24 protein-coding genes and 1 riboswitch are annotated in these 23,243 nt (G+C 71.3%); of the genes, 16 read left to right on the plus strand and 8 right to left on the minus strand.

Going from position 1 to position 23,243, the window contains the following annotated elements; translation table 11 throughout:
• Window positions 1-169: 169 nt before the first annotated feature.
• The 11 genes from mpaB (at window position 170) to MT347_RS02855 (ending at window position 9,009) form a co-directional block, all read left to right on the plus strand.
• Window positions 170-1,279, plus strand: coding sequence for a daptide biosynthesis RiPP recognition protein (gene mpaB / locus MT347_RS02815; protein WP_243497888.1), 1,110 nt, complete (start codon window positions 170-172; stop codon window positions 1,277-1,279).
• Window positions 1,276-2,526, plus strand: a complete 1,251-nt coding sequence (gene mpaD, locus MT347_RS02820; protein WP_243497889.1) for a daptide-type RiPP biosynthesis aminotransferase — start codon at window positions 1,276-1,278, stop codon at window positions 2,524-2,526. The genes mpaB and mpaD overlap by 4 nt, the downstream gene beginning before the upstream one ends.
• On the plus strand, window positions 2,523-3,737 hold the full coding sequence (locus MT347_RS02825; protein WP_243497891.1) for an iron-containing alcohol dehydrogenase: 1,215 nt from the start codon (window positions 2,523-2,525) through the stop codon (window positions 3,735-3,737). The genes mpaD and MT347_RS02825 overlap by 4 nt, the downstream gene beginning before the upstream one ends.
• Complete coding sequence (mpaA1, locus tag MT347_RS02830; RefSeq protein WP_243497893.1) at window positions 3,734-3,871, plus strand: MpaA1 family daptide-type RiPP; 138 nt, start codon at window positions 3,734-3,736, stop codon at window positions 3,869-3,871. The genes MT347_RS02825 and mpaA1 overlap by 4 nt, the downstream gene beginning before the upstream one ends.
• Before the next feature lie 45 nt (window positions 3,872-3,916).
• On the plus strand, window positions 3,917-4,039 hold the full coding sequence (gene mpaA2, locus MT347_RS18085; protein WP_268774746.1) for an MpaA2 family daptide-type RiPP: 123 nt from the start codon (window positions 3,917-3,919) through the stop codon (window positions 4,037-4,039).
• A gap of 62 nt (window positions 4,040-4,101) precedes the next feature.
• On the plus strand, window positions 4,102-4,224 hold the full coding sequence (mpaA3, locus tag MT347_RS18090; RefSeq protein WP_279390918.1) for an MpaA3 family daptide-type RiPP: 123 nt from the start codon (window positions 4,102-4,104) through the stop codon (window positions 4,222-4,224).
• A 71-nt stretch (window positions 4,225-4,295) separates the two neighbouring features.
• A complete protein-coding gene (mpaM, locus tag MT347_RS02835; RefSeq protein WP_243497895.1) occupies window positions 4,296-5,117 on the plus strand; it encodes a daptide-type RiPP biosynthesis methyltransferase in 822 nt (273 codons plus the stop codon).
• On the plus strand, window positions 5,107-6,798 hold the full coding sequence (gene mpaP, locus MT347_RS02840) for a daptide biosynthesis intramembrane metalloprotease (protein ID WP_243497897.1): 1,692 nt from the start codon (window positions 5,107-5,109) through the stop codon (window positions 6,796-6,798). The genes mpaM and mpaP overlap by 11 nt, the downstream gene beginning before the upstream one ends.
• Window positions 6,795-7,511 (plus strand): ABC transporter ATP-binding protein, encoded by a 717-nt coding sequence (locus MT347_RS02845; protein WP_243497898.1) that lies wholly within the window; start codon window positions 6,795-6,797, stop codon window positions 7,509-7,511. The genes mpaP and MT347_RS02845 overlap by 4 nt, the downstream gene beginning before the upstream one ends.
• Window positions 7,508-8,236 (plus strand): ABC transporter permease, encoded by a 729-nt coding sequence (locus tag MT347_RS02850; protein ID WP_243497899.1) that lies wholly within the window; start codon window positions 7,508-7,510, stop codon window positions 8,234-8,236. The genes MT347_RS02845 and MT347_RS02850 overlap by 4 nt, the downstream gene beginning before the upstream one ends.
• Complete coding sequence (locus MT347_RS02855) at window positions 8,236-9,009, plus strand: hypothetical protein (RefSeq protein WP_243497900.1); 774 nt, start codon at window positions 8,236-8,238, stop codon at window positions 9,007-9,009. Before MT347_RS02850 ends, MT347_RS02855 begins: the two co-directional genes overlap by 1 nt.
• Before the next feature lie 60 nt (window positions 9,010-9,069).
• On the opposite strand, the gene MT347_RS02860 is transcribed toward MT347_RS02855, so the two are convergent.
• Window positions 9,070-9,522, minus strand: coding sequence for a GNAT family N-acetyltransferase (locus MT347_RS02860; RefSeq protein ID WP_243497901.1), 453 nt, complete (start codon window positions 9,520-9,522; stop codon window positions 9,070-9,072).
• Between the two features lie 219 nt (window positions 9,523-9,741).
• Between MT347_RS02860 and MT347_RS02865 the strand changes: the two genes are divergently transcribed.
• Window positions 9,742-11,961, plus strand: a complete 2,220-nt coding sequence (locus tag MT347_RS02865; protein ID WP_243497902.1) for an NADP-dependent isocitrate dehydrogenase — start codon at window positions 9,742-9,744, stop codon at window positions 11,959-11,961.
• A 638-nt stretch (window positions 11,962-12,599) separates the two neighbouring features.
• Here the strand turns inward: MT347_RS02865 and MT347_RS02870 are convergent.
• The 3 genes from MT347_RS02870 to MT347_RS02880 form a co-directional block, all read right to left on the minus strand.
• Window positions 12,600-13,982: a L,D-transpeptidase family protein gene (locus tag MT347_RS02870; RefSeq protein WP_243497904.1), complete on the minus strand. Its 1,383-nt coding sequence runs from the start codon at window positions 13,980-13,982 to the stop codon at window positions 12,600-12,602.
• An 81-nt stretch (window positions 13,983-14,063) separates the two neighbouring features.
• Window positions 14,064-15,449: an FAD-binding oxidoreductase gene (locus tag MT347_RS02875; RefSeq protein ID WP_243497906.1), complete on the minus strand. Its 1,386-nt coding sequence runs from the start codon at window positions 15,447-15,449 to the stop codon at window positions 14,064-14,066.
• Complete coding sequence (locus MT347_RS02880; RefSeq protein WP_243497908.1) at window positions 15,446-15,832, minus strand: YrdB family protein; 387 nt, start codon at window positions 15,830-15,832, stop codon at window positions 15,446-15,448. Before MT347_RS02880 ends, MT347_RS02875 begins: the two co-directional genes overlap by 4 nt.
• A 125-nt stretch (window positions 15,833-15,957) precedes the next feature.
• Window positions 15,958-16,043, plus strand: a riboswitch (ZMP/ZTP riboswitch).
• A gap of 57 nt (window positions 16,044-16,100) precedes the next feature.
• On the opposite strand from MT347_RS02880, the gene glyA reads away from it, so the two are divergent.
• The 3 genes from glyA to MT347_RS02895 all read left to right on the plus strand — a co-directional run bounded on the left by glyA (window position 16,101) and on the right by MT347_RS02895 (window position 19,318).
• On the plus strand, window positions 16,101-17,375 hold the full coding sequence (gene glyA, locus MT347_RS02885; protein WP_243497910.1) for a serine hydroxymethyltransferase: 1,275 nt from the start codon (window positions 16,101-16,103) through the stop codon (window positions 17,373-17,375).
• 377 nt (window positions 17,376-17,752) lie between these two features.
• Entirely contained in the window at window positions 17,753-18,634 is an 882-nt protein-coding gene (locus MT347_RS02890) for a bifunctional methylenetetrahydrofolate dehydrogenase/methenyltetrahydrofolate cyclohydrolase (protein ID WP_243497912.1), read from the plus strand.
• 204 nt (window positions 18,635-18,838) lie between these two features.
• Window positions 18,839-19,318 carry a cytochrome C5 gene (locus MT347_RS02895; RefSeq protein ID WP_243497914.1) on the plus strand — a complete coding sequence of 160 codons (480 nt, stop codon included), beginning with the start codon at window positions 18,839-18,841 and terminating at the stop codon, window positions 19,316-19,318.
• 75 nt (window positions 19,319-19,393) lie between these two features.
• Here the strand turns inward: MT347_RS02895 and hxlA are convergent, their stop codons facing one another.
• Both hxlA and hxlB read right to left on the minus strand, forming a co-directional pair.
• Entirely contained in the window at window positions 19,394-20,017 is a 624-nt protein-coding gene (gene hxlA / locus MT347_RS02900) for a 3-hexulose-6-phosphate synthase (protein WP_243497916.1), read from the minus strand.
• A 32-nt stretch (window positions 20,018-20,049) separates the two neighbouring features.
• Complete coding sequence (hxlB, locus tag MT347_RS02905; protein WP_243497918.1) at window positions 20,050-20,628, minus strand: 6-phospho-3-hexuloisomerase; 579 nt, start codon at window positions 20,626-20,628, stop codon at window positions 20,050-20,052.
• Window positions 20,629-20,728: 100 nt separating this feature from the next.
• On the opposite strand from hxlB, the gene MT347_RS02910 reads away from it, so the two are divergent.
• A complete protein-coding gene (locus MT347_RS02910; protein ID WP_243497920.1) occupies window positions 20,729-21,562 on the plus strand; it encodes a LuxR C-terminal-related transcriptional regulator in 834 nt (277 codons plus the stop codon).
• 13 nt (window positions 21,563-21,575) lie between these two features.
• On the opposite strand, the gene MT347_RS02915 is transcribed toward MT347_RS02910, so the two are convergent.
• Together MT347_RS02915 and MT347_RS02920 are read right to left on the minus strand one after the other, a co-directional pair.
• Window positions 21,576-22,403, minus strand: coding sequence for an aldolase/citrate lyase family protein (locus MT347_RS02915; protein WP_243497922.1), 828 nt, complete (start codon window positions 22,401-22,403; stop codon window positions 21,576-21,578).
• Entirely contained in the window at window positions 22,388-23,173 is a 786-nt protein-coding gene (locus tag MT347_RS02920) for a fumarylacetoacetate hydrolase family protein (protein ID WP_243497924.1), read from the minus strand. Before MT347_RS02920 ends, MT347_RS02915 begins: the two co-directional genes overlap by 16 nt.
• Window positions 23,174-23,243 lie beyond the last annotated feature (70 nt).

Consider the following 23,243-nt stretch of genomic DNA (forward strand, 5'->3'; position numbering starts at 1 on the left):
GATCGGCCCGCTCGTCTGATGAGGTGATCGCCTCAGGACGACCGGGTGAACCGGAACTCTCACCCCTCGCGCGGCGAGCAAGGCATGTATACATTTCTTCTCAGTCCTCCGTCTCAACGGGGACCTCCGCGCTCCGGGAGCGCGGAGCTGCGGCGAGGGGAGGTGCCCGGTGGCCGGAGGAACCGTCGACGAGCGCGACGCCCGCGTCGTCCTGGAATGGATCACGGGGCGGCCCCGGTCGTTCCGGCGTGCGGTGTTCTGCGCTCCGGGCGCATCCGCCGGTCGGGTCGCGGTCGCGCTCGGCGCGGACGACATCCTTCTCGTCCCCGACGCCCTCCCGGTGGAGACGGCGGCGCGGGTCATCCGCTACCGGGGTGCGTTCGACGACATCGGCGACATGCTCCACGTCGCCGGTCACGCGGTCGAGCTGCAGCACTACGCGTCGGCGGCCTACGTCGAGCTCGTGGGTCCGACCGCCATGCGCTTCTTCGACTTCGACGGATGGCGTGCTTTCCTCGACGACGCCGATCTCGCCCGAGACGCGGGGGTCTTCGCCGGTCCGCTCGTCGACCCGAGACTGCGGCTCGCCGATGCCGGGACGGTCGACGCGCCGTTCGACGTCGCCCCGCCCGAAGCGCTTCACGTCCACGCCGATGGTCGCATCACCGCGGGCGCCCAGGGCGAGCGACTCGGAACCGTCGACACCGCCATCGACGACCTGTGGGCCGCCCGCCCGCGGTGGATGGCGCTGACGGGTGTCGTCTCTGAAACCGTCGTCGTCGACGGACTCGGCTCCCGGTCGTGGCTCGCGCGTTACCTGCGCGCCGCACAGGTCTGGGGCGTGCTCGGAATCCGACCCGGCGAGGGGCGGATCGACGGGTTCGGCTGGTCGGCGGACGCGGCGTCGGAGGGTGATGCGCAGCCGGGACCCGACGACGCCTTCCTCGTGGAGACGGCGGCGGGCGTGCTCCTCGCCGACCTGCGCACGCGTCGCCGGCAGCGCCTCTCAGACCTGACGGCCAGAGTCGTGGCGACCCTGCAGACCTCCAGCGATCCGAACCGTGCCACAGAGCGTCTCGCGCGGATGGAGCGGATCCCCGAGACGACCGCCGCGCAGTTGTGCGCCGAGGCCGCGGGGCGTCTCGGAGTCCGGGCCGGCGTGCCCCTGGCCTCCCGGCCCGCCCGCTCCGCGCGCGCGGTCTCGGCGTCGCCGGTTCCCGGGCCGGGGGCATCGGGCGCTGGTCGCTCGGCGACGGCGGTTCTCGGAGGAGGCGCGTGAGCGACGTCTGGCCGGCCCTGGTGCGCGCTGACGCGACCTTCGGCGCCGATCGGATCGCGATCTCGGCGCGCGGCCACCGCATCCGCTACGCCGACGGGTCGGAGCGCCTGTGCGCGACGAGCGGCCTGTGGAACGTGCCGCTCGGCTACGGCCACGAGGGTGTCGCCGACGCGGTCGCGAAAGCCCTGCATGATGCGTCGTATCTCACGCTGTTCCGCGCCGTCCACGGCCCCGCGCTCGAGGCTGCGGACGCCCTGCTCGACCTGACGGGGCGCGAGTCGTACCGCCGCGTGATCTTCTCGACATCGGGCGGTGCGGCCAATGACGCGGTGATGAAGCTCGTGCGGCAGTACCACGGGCAGCGCGGCGAGGGTGCGCGCACGATCGTCGTCGGCCTGCGCGGCAGCTACCACGGCACGATGTACGGCAGTCACGCGCTCAGCGGCGACGCGCTCGGCCAGGGCGCGTACGCACTCGACCGCCGCACGGTGCGTCACGTCGAGCATCGCGACGAGGGTGCGGAGCTGAGGGCGCTGCTCCGACGCGAGGGGCCCCGCGTGGCCGCCGTCGTCGTCGAGCCGGTGCTCGGCACCGGCGCTCACCCGCTCTCGAGAGCGTTCGTCGAGACGGTTCTCGACCTCCGCGACGAGCACGGCTTCCTGCTCGTCGCCGATGAGGTCGCGACGGGATTCGGTCGCACCGGGCCGCTCTTCGCCTCGGGGGAGTGGTCGCGCTCGCCTGATCTGCTGGTGCTGTCCAAGGCCCTCACCAACGGAGCGGTCGGAGCCGCGGCCGTCCTCGTCGGTGCGGGTGTCGCGGCGGAGTTCGCCGACCGCGGTGCCGTGTTCGTCCACGGCGAGACCCAGGCCGGGACGCCGACGTGCGCCGCTGCCGTGAGCGCCGTCGCAAAGGAGTTCCGCGGGCGCGGGACGCGGGATGCCGTTGCGCGTGTGAGCGCGGGCGTCCGGACGCTCGCCGACGGCCTCCTCCGCGACGGTCTCGCCGTCGAGGTCCGGGGTCGCGGTGCCTTCCTCGGCCTGGCGCTCGCAGACCCCGCCGAGCCCCGCCTGCCCCCTGCGCGCGTCGCCGGGCTGGTGGACGCGATCCACACGGCCGGGGCGATCGTGCATCCGGGGGTCGACGGCATCCAGCTCCTCCCCGCCTACGGCTACACCGACGCCGATTTCGCGGAACTCGACGCGGCCATCCGGGTGGGCATCGCCCGGACGACGGAGCGGTGGTCGTGAGCGCGATCGTGCACCGGCGACGCTCGACCCTCGTCGCCGGGTTCTCCGTCGCTCGTTCGGCGTGCGCGGCGGCGACGGCGGGACGTCGGACGGCTGTCGTGGTCGACGCGCGGCTCGTGCATCTGGCCGATGTCGTCGCGCATCCCGCGGTCGTCGTCGCCCTCGACACCGCCCGCGTCGACGCCTCGGCCGTCGATGCCGTCGCCGCGCGACTCCGGGACGCCCGGGTCGAGACGGTCGTCGCGGTGGGAGGGGGCACGACGATCGACACGGCGGCGGTCGCCGCGGTCGGCGTCGCGTCGCCCCGCACGCTGACGTGGGCGCTCGATCGGTCGGCGCGTGTCGCGGTCGTGCCGCTCCCGACCCCTGACGTCGCGGCGGTCGACGTCGTCGCCGTCCCCACCACCCTCGGCACGTCCGCGGAGACGAATTCCGTCGCGATCGTCCGTACGGATCACGGGCAGCGCCTGATCGTCGGCGAGGGCCTTCGCCCGCGCTTCGCCGTCCTGGACGCCGATCACTACACCACGCTCCCGGGCGTGCAGGTCCGGACCGGATGCCTCGAAGCGCTCCTGCGTCTGGCGGGTGCCAGTACGGCGGAACGCGCGCACCCCCGGGCGCATGCGCACGCCGTCGCGATCGGCCGCGCCCTCGTCGGGCTCGGCGACGGGTCCTTGTCGCCCGCGGCGCGGCTGATGATCGCGCGCTGGAGCGCAGCCACGCAGCGCACGGCCGCCTTGCGCGGGCGCGCGTCGTTCAGCCCCCGTCATTGGTACCTCGCCAATGAGGTGTCCTTCGTCGCCAGCACGACGAAGATGTGCGCGACGGCGTCGATCGTCGCCGGCGTGTGGCGATGCATCGAGGACGGCGACCCGCGCTGGGGATCGCCGCGGCCGTTGAAGGCGTTCTGGCGCGAGGTGGTCCGCGGGACGCAGCTCCCGACGGCTCCCTCGGTCGGCATCGATGCTCTTGTCACGCGATGGGCGCTCCCTCTCGCGACCCGACCCGACCCGGACGCCCTGGCGTCGATGGCGGTCCGCGTGGAGCGGTGGTGGGGTGGGCGGGCACCCGCTCTGCCCGGGCTCACGGCGTCCGACGTGCGCGCAGTGCTCGAGGGGGCCCGGTGGGCTCCGACCTCCGCACGCGCCGACGCGTCACGACTCGCCCCGGAGACCATCCCGATGAGATCGAGAGGAGGTGACCACACATGACGTCTCCCGCTCTTTCGCCGCAGCTGCAGTTCGAGGAGCTCGACGCCCTGGAGACCCCGAGCTGGGAGAGCTTCTATCAGGGCGTCCTGGGCGGACTCGCCGTCGTCGGTATCGGCATCGCCATCGCCACGTGAGGGTGAACCGATCGACCCCACGATTGTCGAGGAGGTGACATGCACATGACTTCCACCCTGGAGTTCGTCGAGCTCGACTCGATGGACGCCCCTGACGACGGATGGGATTGGTTCCGCGGCTTCAGCTACGGGGTGGCTCTCGGGCTCATCGCCCTGTCCGCCACCTGAGACCTCTCGCCGGATGCCGCGACCGTGGCATCCCTTCCTCTGCCTCACCGAGGAGGTGACACATGCCGAACGATCTCGCTTTGGGCTTCGAGGAACTCGACGCCCTCGACGCGCCGATGGAGTGGTGGGAGCACGCCAGCTACATCATCGCCATCGCCGCCGCGACGGTCGCCATCGCGACCTGAACGCCATCGAGGGGGAGACGCCGCCCGCGTGTCCCCCTCGACGGTCCACCACCACACCTCTAGGAGGAGCCATGACCGCACCGCTCACCGACTCCGTGCGCCACCGCCTGGCGGAAGCCGGATGCGTCGCCGACCCGAGCGACGTGTACGCCAGTGTCGGCGCACGGTTCTACGACGACCTCGTCGGGCCGGACCGATCCGAGATCCTCGAGGTGCTCGCCGTCGCGCGCCGCAGCGGTCCCGAGGTGCTCGACCTCGCCGCCGGGACCGGCCGGCTCACCGTCCCTCTGCTGCGCTCCGGCGCGCGTGTCACCGCCCTCGACCTCTCGCCCGACATGCTCGCGCGACTTCGCGACGCCGTCCCGCCGCAGGCGCCCTGCACGTTCGTCGTCGCCGACATGTGCGCGTTCGATCTCAAGCGAGCCTTCGATCTCATCGTGCTCGGCGCGACCTCCATCACGCTGCTCGGCGGCGCGGACCGTCGACGCCTCTACGCTGCCGTCCGTCGGCACCTCGCTCCCACCGGGAGCCTGCTGCTCTCGGTCGCGGGGTCTGGCGCGGTCGCCCAGCTACGCGTTTCCTCCGAGCGGGAGATCGCCGTCGAGACGGCACGCGGACGCGCGGCCTACCTGCAATCCCAGCAGGTCGAGGCGGGCGGCGCCACGCGCATCGTGAATTGGATGCCGTTCCCGCTGCCCGCGTCGCCGGGCCCCGTGCGCGTGTTGACCACACGACTGCAGCTCCTCGACGCGGCGACGGTGAACGCCGAACTGCGGGACGCCGGGTTCGCGCCGCCCGCGACGATCCCGGTGCGCACGAACGGGGCCGTCCCGGGTGAAGGCATGGTGCTGCTGCACACCCTCGCCGAGGACGGAGGCGCCGATGTCGCGTGATGCGCTCCGCCCGCCCGCCCGTGCACCGCACGCCGCGGTACCGCCGCGGCTCTCCGACACCGTGCGCATCGAGCCCGCGGCCGACGGTGGGCACTGGCTCGTCAGCGTCGACGGCGTGCCGGTGTCGCGGGCGTCCTCGACCGTCGCGGCGACCCTGAGTGCGATGGACGGCGCTGCCGCCGTCGATGACCTGCGCCGGCGCTTCGCCCCCGACCAGGAGCCGGAAGCGTTCGCCGCACTCGTGGAGCGTTTCCGCCGGGCCGGTCTGCTCGAGGGTGCACCGCGACGCCCCGCCGGGCGCGTGACCTATCGGCCGCCGCTGACGATCCAGCTCGCGACGCTGCGCGCCCCTTTCCTCTTCGATCGTCTGCATCGGCTGCTGCGGCCGCTCCTGCGCCGGTGGCTGGTGTGGCCGCTCGCGGCGATCGTCGTCCTGGGTGGCGTCGCTCTGCTGTGGCAGGCCGAGACGGCCGCCCGCGCGCTCACCTCTCCGCTCCCGCTGGCCGACCTGGGCCTCGTCGCGGCGGTGATGATCGCCGCAACCCTGGCCCACGAGGCCGCGCACGGCCTGACGCTTTCTCACGCGGGTGCGCGGCCGCGTCGCGCCGGGGTGATGCTGTTGTACCTCGGCCCGGCGTTCTTCGTCGACGTCACCGACGCGTGGCGCCTTCCCTCGCGCGCCTCCCGCGTCGCGGTGGCCTTGGCGGGTCCGGCGGTCCACGCCGTCCTCGGCGGGGCCGCAGCCCTGGGGGCGCTCGCCGTTCCCGACTCCGACCTGCGCCGGGCGCTGCTCGTCGTGGCGTGCACGTGCGGCACGGTGGTCGTGGTCAACCTGGTCCCGTTCGTCCGCTTCGACGGCTACCTGGCGCTCATGAGCGCGCTGGACGAGCCCCGTCTGCGCGCCCGCACGATGGGCGACGCCGCGGACGCCCTCCGTCGCGTCCTCTTCGGCGGCCCGGCGGGACCGCGGTCGTTTCCGCGTCGATGGAGCGTGCCCTTCGGGGTGCTGAGCGCCCTCGTGCCCACCGTCATCGTGGGGTTCGCCGTCGAACGGGCGGTGCGTGCCCTCGCCGGCACGGGACCGGTGGGCGCGTTCCTCGTCCTCGCCCTCCAATCGTTCGTCGTGGTCGCCGTCGGCGTACGGGTCGCGCGATGGCTCGCGGCGTGCTGGCGGCGGGGCGCAGGACGCTTCCGATTCGTCCTGCTGGCGGCGTTGTTGACCGCCGCCGCACTCGGCGCGGCGGCCTCCGTCCCGGTCGACGACGTCCGCACGACCGGCTTCGTCGTAGCCGACGACCGGGTGCTCCTCGTGTCGACGGACGATTCGCCCGCGCCGCTCGCCGTGGCCGACGGCAGTCCGGTCGACCTGTCGACGAGCGGAATCCTCTCCGCGCACGTCGCGACCGGGACCGCGTGGGCGACGGCGCCGCGCCTCCGGGCCGTGCCCCTCTCGGCGTTCTCGCCCCTCGAGGTGAGCGGAGTCGACGTGGACGCCGTCGTGATCGGCGCCGTCGATGTCGCCGAGAGCTCCGAACTGCCCGTCGCCGGCCGCGCGAGCCTCCGCCTCGGCTCCCGTTCCGCACTCGAGGCGGCGTGGACGACCCACGTCGTCGAGCCGGCGTCCGTCCTCCTCTCGTTCCTGAGCCCGCCGGACACCGATACGAAAGAGACCCGACGATGATCGACCCCGCTATCGAGGTGCGCCACCTCACCAAGAGATACGGTTCCCGCACGGCCGTCGATGACGTTTCGTTCGCCGTGCGTCGCGGCAGCGTCGTGGGGCTGCTCGGCCCGAACGGAGCGGGGAAGTCCACGACGCTGCGCACCGTCGTCGGGCTGTCCGCCCCGACCGAGGGCGAGTCGCTCGTCGACGGCGTGCCGTTCCGCCGTCTCGTACAGCCGTCGGCCCACGTCGGTGTGCAGATGGACGGATTCGGCTTCGAGCCCGGCATCACGGCGCGACGACACCTCGACATCGCATGCCTCGCTGTCGGTGCCCCCCGCCGGCGTGTCGACGAGGTGCTCGACGAGGTCGGGCTCGCCGGCGACGCCCGGCGTCGAGTGAAGTCCTTCTCGACGGGCATGGTGCAGAGGCTCGGACTCGCGGCCGCGCTCATCGGCTCGCCCCGCACGCTCGTGCTCGACGAACCCTCGAACGGCCTCGACCCGGACGGCATCCGGTGGTTGCGTCGCTACCTCCGATCCTTCGCGCAGGCCGGGGGATCGGTGCTGGTGTCGAGCCATCAGCTCGCCGAGCTCGAGCACACCGTCGACGAAGTCGTCATCCTCCAGCGTCGGGTGCTGTATTCCGGCGCGCTCGACGACCTGGTGCGCGGCCCCGGGGACTCCCTCGAGGATCGCTACTTCGACCTCGTCGAGGGGAGCCGCGCGTGATCGGGGCGATGCGTGCCGAGATCCTGCGCGCGCGCAGCGGGTTCAACACCCTCGCGGTCCTGCTGCTGGCGGGGTTCGTCCCCGTCATCGTCCTCACCAGCGACGACACCCTCGGGCGGATGACGAGCCTGGATGCCGAGACCGCCGCGGGTCTGCTCTTCGCACCGGTCGCGTGGACCTTCGTGGTGGCGGCGTTCGCGGGGGCGTTCGGCGTGACCCGCGAGTCCTATTACGGATCGATGGGCCGGACGGTCGTCCAGGTCGGGTTCGCGCGCGCATTCGTCGGCAAGGTCCTCGCGGCGATGGTCGTCGGACTGGTCCTCACCGCCGGCCTGATTCTCCTCTGGTGCGGTGTCGTCGCCGTGGTGCTGAACGCGAACGGGCTCGCGTTCGCTCCGTCCCCGGCGGTGTTCCGGACGGCGCTCGGCGCGCTTCCCGCGACGGCGCTGGGGTCCGTCTTCGGCGCCGCGGTCGGCTGGATCGTGGGCAACTACTACGCCGCGGCCGCCCTGGTGCTGGCAGGCCCGATCGCCCTCGAGCTCGCTCTGCTCGGCACTGCACCCGACGTGGCCCGCTTCCTGCCGGGGCTGTCGCTCGCTGCACTGGCGTCGCCGCAGAACCATCCCGTGCTGCTCTCGCCGGGCGGTGGTCTGGCCGTAGCCCTCGCCTGGGCTCTCGCCCTGACGACGGGTGCGTGGATCGTCGGACGACGGCGGTTCGCGTGATGGCCGCTCCCGTGGTGGACGGGCCCTCCCTGCCGCGGCGCGTGGGTCGCGCTCTCGCCGCTCAGGGGCGGAGCTTCGGGGCCGACCTGACCCTCGGCGGGATCGGTGCGGCCACGCTCGTGCTCTCCGCGTCCATCGCCGCGAGCATCCCCCCTGACGTCGCCGGGGCGCCCGAGAACGTGAAGATGCTCGTGGTCGGGCCGCTGTCGGCGGTCATCGGCGTCTATGCCGCTGTCATGGCCGCGATCTACGGCTCGTTCCGGTACACGGTGGACCGTCGCTCCGGGGTCGTCGCGCAGCGGGCGACGCTGCAGTCGCGCCCCTGGGCGCTCGTCGGTCGGGTGCCGTTCGCGGCGCTGGGCGGAGTGACGGTCGCTGCCGCGGCGGTGCTCGGCGGGCGTCTCGCGCTGGCGTCGACCTTCGGTCTCGCCGGCGTGGATCTCGGCGATATCCTGGCGATCCTCGCCGTGGGCGCGGTCGCCGCGGTCTGGGGACTCGGCGTCGGGCTCGTCGTCCAGGCGCATCTGCCGGCGCTGTTCATCGCCCCGTTCTCGATCAGCGCCGCGTTGATGGCGGCGTCCCTGTGGCCGGACATCTCGGCCTGGATGCCGCTACCCACGATGCTCCGCGGCGCCGGCCTCGATCTCGCGGCGCTCGGCATCGGCGAGACCGTCGGACCGGGACAGGGGCTCGCGTCCGCTCTCGCGACCGCATGGGTAGCCACCGCGCTCGCCGTGGGCGCGTGGTCGTTCCTGCGGCGAGACCTGCGGTGACCAGAGCGCCGTCGGCGCTCTTCGGGAACGACGGAGAAGTGGATCGTCCCGTCGGTCGCCTCAGACGCGCACGCGGGCGATGATCTCGCCGTATTCGGTCTCGCCGACCGCCGCGAAACCGACGCGCTCGAAGAATGCCTCGGGGCCGCCCACGCCGGGTTCGTAGATGACGTCGACGTGGTCCATGCCGCGGCCGCGGGCCTCGTCGAGCACGGCGGAGATCGCGTAGCTTCCCACGCCGCGACCCTGCTCGTCGGCGTCGACGTTGATACGCCACAGCACCGACTGGAAGTGCTCCTCGTGCGCTTCGGCGTCGAAGTTGGCGCTGACGAAGCCGACGACCTCGTCGCCGTCGAGGACGACGCGTTGCCACGAGGTCTGCGGGTTGCTCACCGTGGCGGCGATGCCGTAGCTGACCGGGGCGAGGAACTGCTCCTGGCCGGGCTTGAGCGACAGGGTGTTCACCGCCACGATCGTGGCGGCGGACAGTTCGACGAGACGCAGGTCAGCCATGCGCCCAGGCTAGCGGCACCATGACCGAGTCCCAAGATCGCATGCCGCCGCATGCGTTCCCGGTCACCCTCGGGGCGGCGATACGCTTCCGCGCGTTCACCCGCCGCAGTGCGGCTCTCACGCACGAGTGTGCACCGCAACTATCTCGACATCAAGAGACTTTCCCGCGGTGCGATAGGCTGAAACGTAACCCTGGCCGCCTCTACGGAGAGATCTGACGTGCCCGATTCCACCATCATTTACACGTACACCGACGAGGCGCCGGCTCTCGCCACCGCGTCGTTCCTGCCCATCGTGCAGGCCGTCACGAAGCAGGCGGGTGTCGACGTCGAAACCCGCGACATCTCGCTCGGCGGCCGCATCCTCGCAGCCTTCCCGCAGCGCCTGACGCCCGAGCAGCAGGTCGGCGACGCGCTCGCCGAGCTCGGAGGACTCGCGACCCTCCCCGAGGCCAACATCATCAAGCTGCCGAACATCTCGGCATCCATCCCTCAGCTCAAGGCCGCGATCGCCGAGCTGCAGTCGCAGGGCTACGACATCCCCGACTACCCCGACGAGGCGTCGAGCGATGCCGACAAAGACGTGCGCGCCCGCTACGACCGCATCAAGGGGTCGGCCGTGAACCCGGTGCTGCGCGAGGGCAACAGCGACCGCCGTGCGCCGCTCGCGGTGAAGAACTACGCCAAGAAGCACCCGCACCGCAACAAGCCCTTCGCCGCGGGCTCGAAGACGCGTGTCGCCACCCTGGGCCACGACGACTTCCGCTCCAACGAGAAGTCGGTCGTCCTGGGCGACGACGACGTCCTGTCGATCCAGCACGTCGGCGCCGACGGCACCACCACCACGCTGAAGGAGGGCCTCAAGGTCCTCGAGGGCGAGATCGTGGATGCCACCTTCCTCTCCGCCGCGGCCCTCGACGCGTTCCTCGCCGACACGCTCGCGCAGGCCAAGGCCGACGACGTGCTCTACTCGGTGCACCTCAAGGCCACGATGATGAAGGTCAGCGACCCGATCATCTTCGGCCACGTCGTGAAGGCGTTCTTCGCCGACGTCTTCGACCGCCACGGCGACGCCCTGACCGCCGCGGGTCTCACCGCCAACGACGGCCTCGGCTCGATCCTCGCGGGTCTGTCGAACGTCGAGGGCGGCGACGCGATCGCCGCCGAGATCCACGATGCTCTGGCATCCGGCCCCCGCCTGTCGTACGTCAACAGCGACAAGGGCACCACCAACCTGCACGTGCCCTCCGATGTGATCGTCGATGCGTCGATGCCCGCGCTCATCCGCAACGGCGGCAAGCTGTGGGGCGTCGACGGGGGAGAGGACGACACCCTCGCCGTCATCCCCGACTCCTCGTACGCCGGCGTCTACCAGGCGACCATCGAGGACGTCATCGAGAACGGCCCGCTCGATCCCGCGACCATCGGCTCGGTGCCGAACGTGGGGCTCATGGCGCAGGCCGCCGAGGAGTACGGCAGCCACGACAAGACGTTCGAGATCGCTGCCCCCGGCACCGTGCAGGTCGTCGCCTCCAACGGCGACGTGCTGCTCGAGCACGAGGTCGGCGCGGGCGACATCTGGCGCGCGACGCAGACCAAAGACATCGCCGTGCGCGACTGGGTGAAGCTCGCCGTCACCCGCGCTCGTGCCACGGGCGTTCCGGCCGTGTTCTGGCTCGATGAGAGCCGCGCGCACGACCGTAACCTCGTCGCCAAGGTGCACGAGTACCTCACCGACCACGACACAGAGGGCCTCACCATCGAGATCCTCGCCCCCGCTGACGCGACGAAGTACTCGCTCGAGCGCATCCGCCGCGGCGAGGACACGATCTCCGTCACCGGCAACGTGCTGCGCGACTACCTCACCGACCTGTTCCCGATCCTCGAGGTCGGCACGAGCGCCAAGATGCTCTCGATCGTGCCGCTGCTCGCCGGCGGCGGACTCTTCGAGACGGGCGCCGGTGGCTCGGCTCCCAAGCACGTCCAGCAGCTGCTCGAAGAGGACTACCTGCGCTGGGACTCGCTGGGCGAGTTCTTCGCGCTGGCGGCGTCGCTCGAGCACCTCGCCGACACGACGGGCAACGAGAAGGCGCGCGTCCTCGCGCAGACCCTGGATGCCGCGACCGGCACGTTCCTCGAGAATGACAAGTCGCCCGGTCGTGCCCTCGGCACGATCGACAACCGTGGCAGCCACTTCTACCTGGCCCTTTACTGGGCGCAGGAACTGGCGAAGCAATCGAGCGATGCCGACCTTGCGGCGACCTTCGCGCCGGTCGCTGAGAAGCTCGAAGCCTCGGAGCAGACCATCGTCTCCGAGCTGAACGCGGTGCAGGGCCACGCGGCGGAGATCGGCGGCTACTACCGCCCCGACACGGCCCTCGTCGAGAAGATCATGCGCCCCTCGGCCACGCTGAACGCGGTGGTCGACGGACTGCGTTGAGTCGCTGACTCGCTGACCCGTGAGGGGCGGATGCCATGGCATCCGCCCCTCTTGCGGCTCCGGTATCGGAACGGGTCGCGGCTCGAGCGGGAACGTCGCAGCCGGCACAACTTCCTGCACGCGTGAGTTCTCCGCGTCGCTCGGGTGGCTCCGCTCGACACAACGCAGGAGTCGTGCGCGACGCGGCACTGCACAGCGGGGCTCAGCGAGGTGGGGAGAGCGGAGTTCCTGCGTTGTGTCTCGGCCCGGGGAACCGTCGCACGGCGCGGCGTCCCCCCGCGGCGAGCACGGCAACCATCGCACGGCGCCGCACACACTCTCGCTCGGCAAGCGCGGGAACCGCCGCACAGCACCGCACCGTCCCGCACGGGAACCGCCGTGCGGGACCGTAAGCCCCTCGCCGGGCACACACGGGAGCCGCCGCACAGCACCGTACCCCCCCGCACGGGAACCGCCGCGCGGGACCGTAAGCCCCTCGTGCGGCGCGAGGGAACCGCCGCACGGGACGGGAGGGCCACCGCACGGGAACCGGCGCGAAGCGATCGCGGTCGGCGCGCTGTGCAAACGTGCGGCACTCGCGTCACCGACACGAAGAGGGGCGGATGCCGACCGGCATCCGCCCCTCGCACGTTCCGGGCTCAGTAGTGGACCGAGACCTCGGTGCCCTTGTAGGCCCAGTCGTAGAGTTCTTTGGCGTTGTTCACCGTGAGGTTGACGCAGCCGTGGCTCATCGGCGTGCCGAAGTTGTTGTGCCAATACGTGCCGTGGAACGCCTCATCGCCGTTGAAGTAGGCGACCCACGGAACATCTTTGGTGCACCAGTCGTAGCCGGGGACGCAACCCATGTCTTGCATCGAGGTCTTCCAACCGATGCGGTAGTCACCCGTGTGGGTCTCCCACCCGCTCTTGCCCGACGACATCGACCAGTTGCGGTAGACCTGGCCGTTCTCGTAGAGCGTCACGGACTGGGCGGCGAGGTTCACGTCGATGCGCCGCTCGGTCTTCTTCGTGTCGAAGGGTGTCTCGGTGACGGCGAGAGCGTACCGAGCGTTGCCGTCTGCGAGCTGCGAGGCGAAGGCGGCGGCGACGCCGCTCGTGTCGCCGAGCGAGCGGCCCGTTTGGCCCTCGGTGAGGGCCTTGATGACCTCTCCGCCGCTGTCGACGATGACGTCGGCGTTCACCGCTGCGCGGTCGACGCTCGCGCCGAGACCGGCGACGGCGTTCTGGATCGCGGCCTCGTCGGCCGAGATGGCGAACTCGCCCGCGCCGTCGGGGGTGACGGTGATCCACGATGCCGCGGTTGCGCGGTCGACAGGGACAGTGCGTTCGTCGCCGATGTAGAACCCGGCCGAATCGAGGATGCCGTTGAGCTTCGACACAGCGGCGTCGGCCTCTTCGGTGGTGACTGTGGCGTCGACGGGCACGAGACCGGCCTCGACGGTGGTGGAGGGGGTGCCGGCGTCGAAGGCCGTCTGCAGCGCGGCGGTGACGGTGGCGACGTCGATGCCCTCTCCGGCTTCGGCGGGGGTCGTCACATAAGCCTCGGAGCCGGCGTCGTACGCCAGCGACGCGTCGACCGGAGCGCGGAACGCGCCGGGGGAGCGCTCGCTCAGGACGGCGGCCGCCTCGGCGGCGTCGATCTCGACCGAGACGCCGGTGCCCTGGGGGAACCACGACGCGGGCTTCCACATCGGGTTGTCGGAGAACGCCTTCTCGGCGAGGGCCTCCGCGTCGACCGTGGCGCCGAGGTCGGCGCCGGTGACGGTGATCTCGCCCGCGGGGCTGTCGACCGTGACGGTCGTCTGCGCGAGACGGGTGTCGATGGCCTGCGCCGCCGCTCCCGCGGTGAGCCCGCCGATCTGCACTCCCGCGACGGAGGCGCCGGGGGCGATCAGCACGAGCGAGGCCGCGATCAGAGCCACGGCGGTTGCGCCGGCGGGGATGCCGATCCACAGGCCGGAGCGGTTCTTGCGCGTCTTGGGCTCGGCCGGAGCCCAGGCGTACGTTGCGCCGTCGGTCATCAGTGAAACCCCCCGGTTTGTCAGTCTTTCCATGCTACGTGAGCTCACTGCGCATTCGCCGGGAGGCACATCACGGTCTGATCACGCGGACGGGTGCTGCGGTCGAGGAGCGAAGACCTTTCCGGGATTCAGGATGCCGAGCGGGTCGAAGACCCGCGCGATGTCACGCTGCAGCTGCCACTGGTCTTCGCCGAGCTCATCGGCCAGCCAGCGTCGTTTCAGCACCCCGATCCCGTGCTCGCCCGTCAGCGTGCCGCCCAACGCGAGAGCGGCGCGGAACACCTCCTCGGCGGCATCCCACACCACGGGCGGGACGTCGGAACCCTCGAACACGAAGTTCGGGTGCAGATTGCCGTCGCCGGCGTGGGCGACCGCGGGGATGACCAGCCCGAACTGCCGCTCGATGCGTGCGATCTCGTCGAACATGTCGGGCAACGCGCTGCGGGGGACCGAGACGTCCTCGATGAGGGTGGTCCCGAGCGTCTCCATGGCGGGATGCATCGCCCGTCGCACGGCGAGGAGGGCTTCCCCCTCCGCGGCGTCGGCGGCGACCGCCACGCGCCCTCCCGCCGAGGTGAGCACGTCGGCGATCACCCGCGCTTCATCGGAGGCCGCGGGCCCGTCGGTCTGGATCGTCAGTTGCGCCGCGCCCGCCGGAAGAGTCGGCAGCGACAGCAACCGGTGCACGGCCGCGAGGCTCGTGGCATCCATCAATTCCATGATCGCGGGCTGCACCCCGGATGCCGTGACCGCGGCCGAGGCGACGGCGGCGGCGCGCACCCCGTCGAACAGGGCCGTCAGCGTGACGCGTTCGCCCTCGACGTGGCGGCGGAGCTTGAGGGTCGCCCCCACGACGACTCCCAGCGTCCCCTCGGAACCGATCACGAGGGAGGTGAGGTCGAGTCCGGTCACACCCTTGACGCTGCGATGGCCCAGATGCAGGAGGCGACCGTCGGCCAGCACGAGGTCGACGCCCAGCACCGCGTCGCGCACCACGCCGTACTTCGCGCACAGGAGCCCGCCGGCGCCGGTGGCGATGTTGCCGCCGACGGTCGAGATGGCGCGGCTGGCGGGGTCGGGCGCCCACCACACGCCGTGGGGTTCGAGCATCGCGTTGAGGTCGGCGTTCAGGATGCCGGGTTCGACGACGGCGAGGAGGTCGTCGGGTCGCACCTCGAGGATCCGGTCCATCCCGCGTACCGAGAGGCTGATCTCGCCGCTCCCGGTGTTGGCGCCTCCGGCGAGCCCCGTGCCGGCGCCGCGCGTGACGACGGGCGTGCGGGTGGCCGATGCGATGCGCAACGTCGCCTGCACGTCGGAAACGGATGCCGCGTGCACGACCGCGAGAGGCCGCCCCTCTGCGGCGTGGCCCGATTTGTCGGCGCGCACCGCCTCGAGGGCGGCGGGGGTGGTGTCGACGCGCTCGCCGAGCTCCGCGCGGAGCAGGGCGACGACGTCGGTGCTCACGCCAGGCGCCGGCGGCCGTTCAGGGCGCCGAAGACAACGGCGACGATGGCGAAGACCAGTCCGATCACGGCCTGGCCCATGCTCCACCACGCGATCGTCGCGGCGGCGTAGACGAAGAGCTCGACGATGGCGCGGATGAAGGGGTGTACGGCGAGGACGGCGCGGGGAGAGACGAACAGCGCCCAGACCAGGATGGCCAACGCGGGCGCGCCGATGCCGGCGACGATGTTCCAGGGGAACGGCCAGGCCGCGAAGCCCCAGATGGCCAGCGTGATGAAGGCGAAGAGACCGCAGACGACGCTGCCGATCTCGACCGCCGACGGCCGCGGACGCATGCCGGGGGCGAGGGGCGCCTGCGCGCGGACGTTGCGGGAGTCGGTCACAGCGCCATTTTACGTGGCTCCGCTGTCCCGGCCGCCGGGGTTCCTCGCCGTCGAGCCGACCGGCATCCTGTGGAGGAACCGAGGATGCCGGGACACGCCGAGACGCACGCCTTTTCCCGCTAAAGTGGCACCGTCGCGACTGGCGTTGAGGTGGGGAACCACCGGGGAGCGATTGCTTGACGGTATTCGACCGCACGCCTGGGTCGATGCGGTATCTCCGCGGGCTCGCCGAGTCTGCGGCATCCGGAATTCTCGTCAAGGAGATCGCATGACCGATCCGTACTTCAACGCCCCCCTCTCCGAGGTCGACCCCGAGATCGCCGAGGTCCTCGAGCGCGAACTGAACCGTCAGCGCGGTTTCCTCGAGATGATCGCCTCCGAGAACTTCGTGCCCGTGTCGGTGCTGCAGTCGCAGGGCTCGGTGCTGACGAACAAGTACGCCGAGGGCTACCCCGGTCGCCGGTACTACGGCGGCTGCGAAGAGGTCGACGTCGCCGAGTCCCTCGCGATCGAGCGGGCCAAGGCCCTCTTCGGCGCCGGGTTCGCCAACGTGCAGCCCCACTCGGGAGCCTCGGCGAACGCCGCGGTGCTGCACGCGATCGCCCGCCCCGGCGACACCCTCCTCGGTCTGGCCCTCGACCAGGGCGGTCACCTGACCCACGGCATGAAGATCAACTTCTCCGGCCGCCTGTACGACATCGTCGCCTACGGGGTCGACCCCGAGACCTCGATCATCGACATGGACGAGGTGCGCCGCCTCGCCCTCGAGCACAAGCCGAAGGTCATCATCGCCGGCTGGTCGGCCTACCCCCGTCAGCTCGACTTCGAAGCCTTCCGCGCGATCGCCGACGAAGTGGGTGCGCTCCTGTGGGTCGACATGGCGCACTTCGCGGGCCTCGTCGCCGCGGGCGTGCACCCCTCGCCCATCCCGCACGCGCACGTCGTGTCGACCACGGTGCACAAGACGATCGGCGGCCCCCGCTCGGGCCTCATCCTCACGAACGACGCCGATCTGGCCAAGAAGATCAACACCGCGGTCTTCCCGGGCCAGCAGGGTGGCCCGCTCATGCACGTCATCGCCGCCAAGGCGACGGCGTTCAAGCTCGCGCTGACGCCGGAGTTCAAGGAGCGCCAGGAGCGCACCCTGCGGGGCGCGTCGATCCTGGCCGATCGTCTCACCCAGGACGACGTCAAGAACGCCGGCATCGCCGTGCGCTCGGGCGGCACCGACGTGCACCTCGTGCTCGTCGACCTGCGCGAGGCCGAGATCGACGGCAAGCAGGCCGAAGACCTGCTGCACGAGATCCACATCACCGTCAATCGCAACGCGGTCCCGAACGACCCGCGTCCGCCGATGGTGACCTCGGGCCTGCGCATCGGCACCCCCGCGCTCGCGACCCGCGGCTTCGGCGACGCGGAGTTCACCGAGGTGGCCGACATCATCGCGCTCGCGCTGATCCCCGGCGCCGACGTCGAGGCCCTGCGCACGCGCGTCGCGACGCTGACCGACGCCTTCCCGCTGTACCCCGACCTGCAGCAGTGAGCCTCGCCGGGGCGGGCCGCGGTTTCGCGCGGCGGCTCGTCCCGGCATCCGCTGCTCACGACGGCGGTCCCGGCGCGCTCCGCCCCCGGAACGGCATCGCCCGGCCTCGCCGCGGTGGCATCCGGCATTCAGCTCGTTCGGTCTCGCGGTGGGGACCGGGCTGGGCCGATCCCCAGGGGCGGCGCTCGACACCGCTCCCCGGCATCCGTCGCTCGTCACCGGCGACGGTGGGCGCGACAAACGCCGATCCTCGCGAGACACGTTTCGACACGGCGTTTCCGAGGAGGATGGGCGTTTATCGGCGGGTTGGCGGGCCCACCTCAGCGCCCGGCCGAGCGCGAACCGACATCAACGACACACACAGAACGAGGGATGCCATGACGGCGACGATTCTCGACGGCAAGGCCGCTTCGGCGGCGATCAAGGACGAACTCGCCGAGCGGGTCGCGGCCCTGCGCGAGCGCGGCATCGTGCCGGGCATCGCCACGGTGCTCGTCGGCGCCGACCCGGCCTCGCAGCTGTACGTCGGCATGAAGCACCGGCAGTCCGAGGCCATCGGCATGAACTCCATCCAGGTGGAGCTGCCGGCGGAGTCCACGCAGGAGGACGTGGAGGCCGTCATCGACCGGCTCAACGCCGACCCCGCCTGCCACGGTTACATCGTGCAGCTGCCGCTGCCGAAGCACATCGACACCGACGCGATCCTCGAGCGGATCGACCCGGCCAAGGACGCCGACGGCCTGCACCCCACCAACCTCGGGCGCCTGGTGCTGAACGTCAACGCGCCCATCACGACGCCGCTGCCGTGCACGCCCCGCGGCGTCATCGAGTTGCTGCTGCGCAACGACTACGACCTGAAGGGCAAGGAGGTCGTCGTCGTCGGTCGCGGCGTGACCATCGGCCGCTCGATCGGGCTGTTGCTCACCCGCCGTGAGATCAACGCGACCGTGACCCTCACCCACACCGGCACCGCCGACCTCGCGAAGCACCTCCGCCAGGCCGATGTCATCGTCGCCGCCGCGGGCGTGAAGCACATCGTGCGCGCGGAGGACGTCAAGCCCGGCGCCGCGGTGCTCGACGTGGGCGTCACGCGCGAGACCGACCCCGAGACCGGGAAGTCGCGCGTGTACGGCGACGTCCACCCCGACGTGATCGAGGTCGCCGGCTTCGTCTCGCCCAACCCGGGGGGCGTCGGCCCGATGACGGTGGCGCTGCTGATGACGAACGTCGTCGAGGCGGCGGAGCGCGCGTCGGCGTGAGGCACCGCCCTCACCGGCGAGTCGCGGAGCCGGTCGTGCCCACGCGGACACCGTTCTGCGTGCGACTCGATCGGCGCCCGGTGACCCCTCACGGCGACCGTCAGACCGCGGTCCCGTGAACCGCGGCGCTCCGCCGGTTGAACAGACGGAGCGTCGCACGCAATGGGGGAGGCGCGGACGGTTCGGACGTGTCAGAGTTCATCCATGACTGAAGCCGTACTGAACGACCTCCTCCGCCGTGTCACCGAGAGCGGCCTGCTCGATGACGTCCAGATCGATGAAGACAGCGTCATCGGTGTCGGTCATCTGGATGCCGCGGGCGTCGAGGTGGAGGTCGACCTCGACCCCGAGCTCGAGGACGAGGAGACTCCCGACCTCGACGCCATCATGGCGGGGCTGAAAGACGTGCTGTCGGTGAGCGAGGACCGCTGGCGCGCGATCGTCGAAGAGATCGCGAGCGACATCGAGGACGCGCTCGACGACGGGGAGCTCGACGCCGACGTGGACCTGCGCACTGACCTCGAAGCGATCGGCGTCGGCGTGTTCGCCGACGCGATCATCGTCGTCTTCGCGGGTGAGACCTCGTTCCCCGACGCGCTCGTGCACGTGCAGCTGACGCCTGAGCTCGAGATCGAAGACATCGAGATCATCGGCGACGAGGATGAGGACGACGACGAGGACTGAGACGCGTCACGAGTGAGGGGGTCGAGCAGTGCGGCTCGACCCCCTCACTCGTTTCGTGCGACCGGGCGCGGGCGATCAGACGATCGCAGCGCGCAGGGCCGCCGCGGCGGCGCCCACGTCGGGCGCGCTGTAGATGGCGCTGCCCGCGACGGCGACCTGAGCGCCCGCCTTCTGCACATCGGCGATGCTGTCGGCGTTGACGCCGCCGGCGACCGAGAACGGGACACCGGCCGCCTCTCCGTCGCGCAGCAGGGTGCCGAAGGTGAAGCCCTCCTCCGCCTGCTCGTCGAGTCCCGCGTGCATCTCGACGAAGTCGGCGCCGAGGGCGACAGCCTCCTTCGCGCGCTTCGGCTTATCGGCCACGCCGATCAGGTCGACCACGACGCCCTTGCCGCGCTTCTTCGCGGCCGTGACGGCACCGGCGATCGTGCTGTCACCGGCGGATCCGAGCACGGTGACGAGGTCGGCGCCGGCGCGGAAGGCCATGTCGGCCTCGAGCTCTCCGGCATCCATGGTCTTGAGGTCGGCGAACACGATCTTGTCGGGGTGCGCCTGCTTGATCGCGGTGATCGCGGACACGCCCGCGCTCTTGATCAGCGGGGTGCCGAGTTCGAGGATGTCGACGTGCGGCGCCGCGGCGGCGGCGAGCTCCAGGGCGGCGTCGGTCGAGAGGGTGTCCATGGCGAATTGCAGTTTCATGCGGGTGTCCTTGCTTCTGGGGGAGGGGGAGGTCATTCGAGGTTCGCGTGGCGGGGCCAGAGGTCGTCGGCCGAGAGTCCGGATCGTCGCCAGAGGGCGTCGAACACCGCGTCGCCGACCAGCACGACGCTCTGCTCGAACAGCCCGCCCGCGTACTGCGTCGAGGTCGTCGCCGAGCGATCGAGCTTGGCCGCGGCGGGAACGACGATGACGGCTTCGGCGGCTCGCGCGAGAGGAGAGTCGGGGGCCGTGGTGATCGCGACCACGCGCGCACCGGCCTCGACGGCGGTCTCGGCGGCGCGGACGATACCGGCCGTCGTGCCCGACCCGCTGGCCGTCAGCAGTGCGTCGCCCGCGCTGATCGCGGGGGTCGTCGTCTCGCCCACGACGTGCACGTCGAGGCCCAGGTGCATGAGCCGCATCGCGGTCATGCGCAGGGCGAGTCCCGAACGGCCCGCGCCGAGCACGAAGACGCGGTCGGCGGAGGTGAGCGCGTCCAGCACCGGGTCGAGTTCGCCGGGGTGGGCCGCGACGCGCTCGACGACCGCGCTCACCTCAGCCGCGACACGGGCCAGGGAGGCCTCGACCGTGGCGTTTTCGTCGGAACTCATGTGTCCATGCTGCGCCGCCGGACCCCTGGGGAGCGCCGGTCTATGGCAGGGGGTGACCTACCCGATCGGGTAGGGAGTAGGCCTCGACTAGGGTAGGTGGATGACCGAATCGGTGGATCTGACGTCGCCCGCCTCCCGGGCGCTGGTCACCGAGCACGAGCGCATCGTCGCCGAGCAGGCCGATCGCCACGCCGTGACCCTGGAGTCGATTCTGGCGATCCTCCGCTCGTCTCGACTGGACGATCGCGCCGCGCGCACCCTGGCGACCGAGACCGCCGCCGCCGCGCTCGTCGGGCTGCGCACCGCGACCGACCGGCAGCGCAGCAGTCTGCTCGAACCGGTGACCGGCGCGTTCGCGCGCCTGCGCAGCGACCTGCGTCCGCTGGTGCGGCACAGCGACCTCGACGTGCAGTTCGTCGAGCCGCCGACGACGGGCAGAGCCCTTCCCGGGGAGGTGGCCCACGAGGCGCGCGCGATCGTGCGCAGCGCCGTGCTGGCTCTGCTCGATCGGGGCGCACCGCACCGCGTGCGCATCCAGTGGGACTGCGACGGCCTGCATCTGCTGATCGGCATCCGTGACGACGGCGAGGGGCGCCTCACCGCCCACGACGACTCCCTCCGCCCGATCGTCGAACGCGTCAGTGCGCTCAACGGCGCTTTCGAGGTGGCGTCGACACCCGGGTGGGGGTCGGAGCTGTCGGTGTCTCTTCCGCTCGATCCGCCCCCGCGTCCCGAGTTCCTCGACGAGACGGTCGACCTCAGCCCCCGCGAGCGGGAGGTGCTCAACCTGATCGTCGCGGGCTCGCGCAACCGCGTGATCGCCGAGAAGCTCGGGATCAGCGAGAACACGGCGAAGTTCCACGTGTCGAACCTGTTGCGCAAGGCCGGCGTCACGACCCGAGCGGAATTGGTGGCGCTGGGCGCGTCGCGCTGAGGCGTCCGCGTCCTCAGTAGCTGTCGCGCTCCTCGTCCCGTGCGCCAGCATCGGTCGCCGCTCCGCGAGCAGTGACGAAGCGCGCGGTGAGCGCCTCCGACGCCCGCGCGAGCAGAGCCACGTCGGCACCCACGGCGACGAAGTCGGCTCCCGCATCGAGGTAGGCCTCGGCCACCGCGGGGTCGAACGCGTTTACGCCGACGGGGGGTCCGGCATCCCGGCACGCGGCGAACACGGCGTGTACGGCGGCGACGACGTCGGGATGGGACTGCTGCCCGAGGAGACCCATCGACGCCGACAGGTCGGACGGGCCGACGAAGACGGCATCCACCCCCTCGACGGCGGCGATCTCGGCCGCGGCCGCGACGCCGGCGGTCGTCTCGATCTGCACGGTGAGCGAGACGTGGTCGGCGGCACTGGCGAGGTAGCCGTCGACGCGGTTCCAACGGGCGCTGCGGGCCAGGGCGCTGCCGACGCCCCGGATGCCGGCCGGCGGATACCGCGTCGCGGCGACGGCGGCGCGGGCCTCGTCGGCCGAGGAGATCATGGGCACGATGAGGTTCTGCGCGCCGATGTCGAGCACCTGCTTGATCACGACGGGGTCGTTGCCCGGAACGCGCACGACGGGGGTGATCGCGTAGCCGGCGGCGACCTGCAGCTGCACCAGCACGCTCTCGAGCGAGACGGCGGAGTGCTCCATGTCGATCAGCAGCCAGTCCAGGCCCGAGCCCGCGGCGATCTCGGCGATCACGGGGCTGCCGGAGCACACCCACATGCCGGCGAGGGGACGACCGGATGACGCGAGCGCGGCCCGGAAGGTCGGGGTCAGACGAAGCGGCACGAGATCGTTCCCATCGGTCCGTAGTCGCACAGCACGTCATCGCCGCGCGACACCCACATCGGGCGCGTGAACGATCCTGCCAGGATGATCTCGCCCGCCTCGAGGCGCGCGCCGTGCTGGTGGAATGTGTTCGCGAGCCACGCGACGCCGGTGGCGGGGTGGCCGAGCACGCCCGCGGCGACGCCGGTCTCTTCGATCTCGCCGTTGCGGCTGAGCACGCCGGGGACCCACCGCAGGTCGATCTCGTCGGGGCGTTTGCGCACGTCGCCGAGGACCATCGCGCCGTACGCGGCGTTGTCGCTGATCGTGTCCACGATCGTGCGGCCCTCGAGCTCGATGTGCGAGTTGAGCACCTCGAGGGCCGGGACGGCGTAGTCGATCGCGTTCAGGGCATCGTCGAGGGTGCAGTCGGGCCCCTCGAGCGGCTCCTTCAGCACGAAGGCGAGCTCGACCTCGACGCGGACGTTGGAGAAGTGGTCCACCGGGATCTCGTCGCCCGAGCGATAGACGGTGTCGTCGAACATCACGCCGTAGTCCGGTTCGGTGATGCCCGTCGCCTGCTGCATCGCCCTCGAGGTCAGCCCGATCTTGCGCCCCACGAGCGTGCGGCCCGCGGCGATCTGCGTATCCCGCCAGCGGCCCTGGATCCGGTACGAGTCGGTCACCGTGGCATCCGGGAATCTCGCCGTGATGCGCGGGATGACCGAGTGGGCGCGGTCGGCCTCGGCGAGTTCAGCGGCGATGGCGTCGATCTGTTCGTCGGTGAGCATGTGTCTCCTGTTCGTGCCGCATGAGTCGCCAGAATTTGTCGCTTCGGAGGCGTTCCAGGCGACAAATAAT

The organism is Microbacterium sp. VKM Ac-2923 (genome assembly GCF_022815605.1).
Classification (GTDB): domain Bacteria; phylum Actinomycetota; class Actinomycetes; order Actinomycetales; family Microbacteriaceae; genus Microbacterium.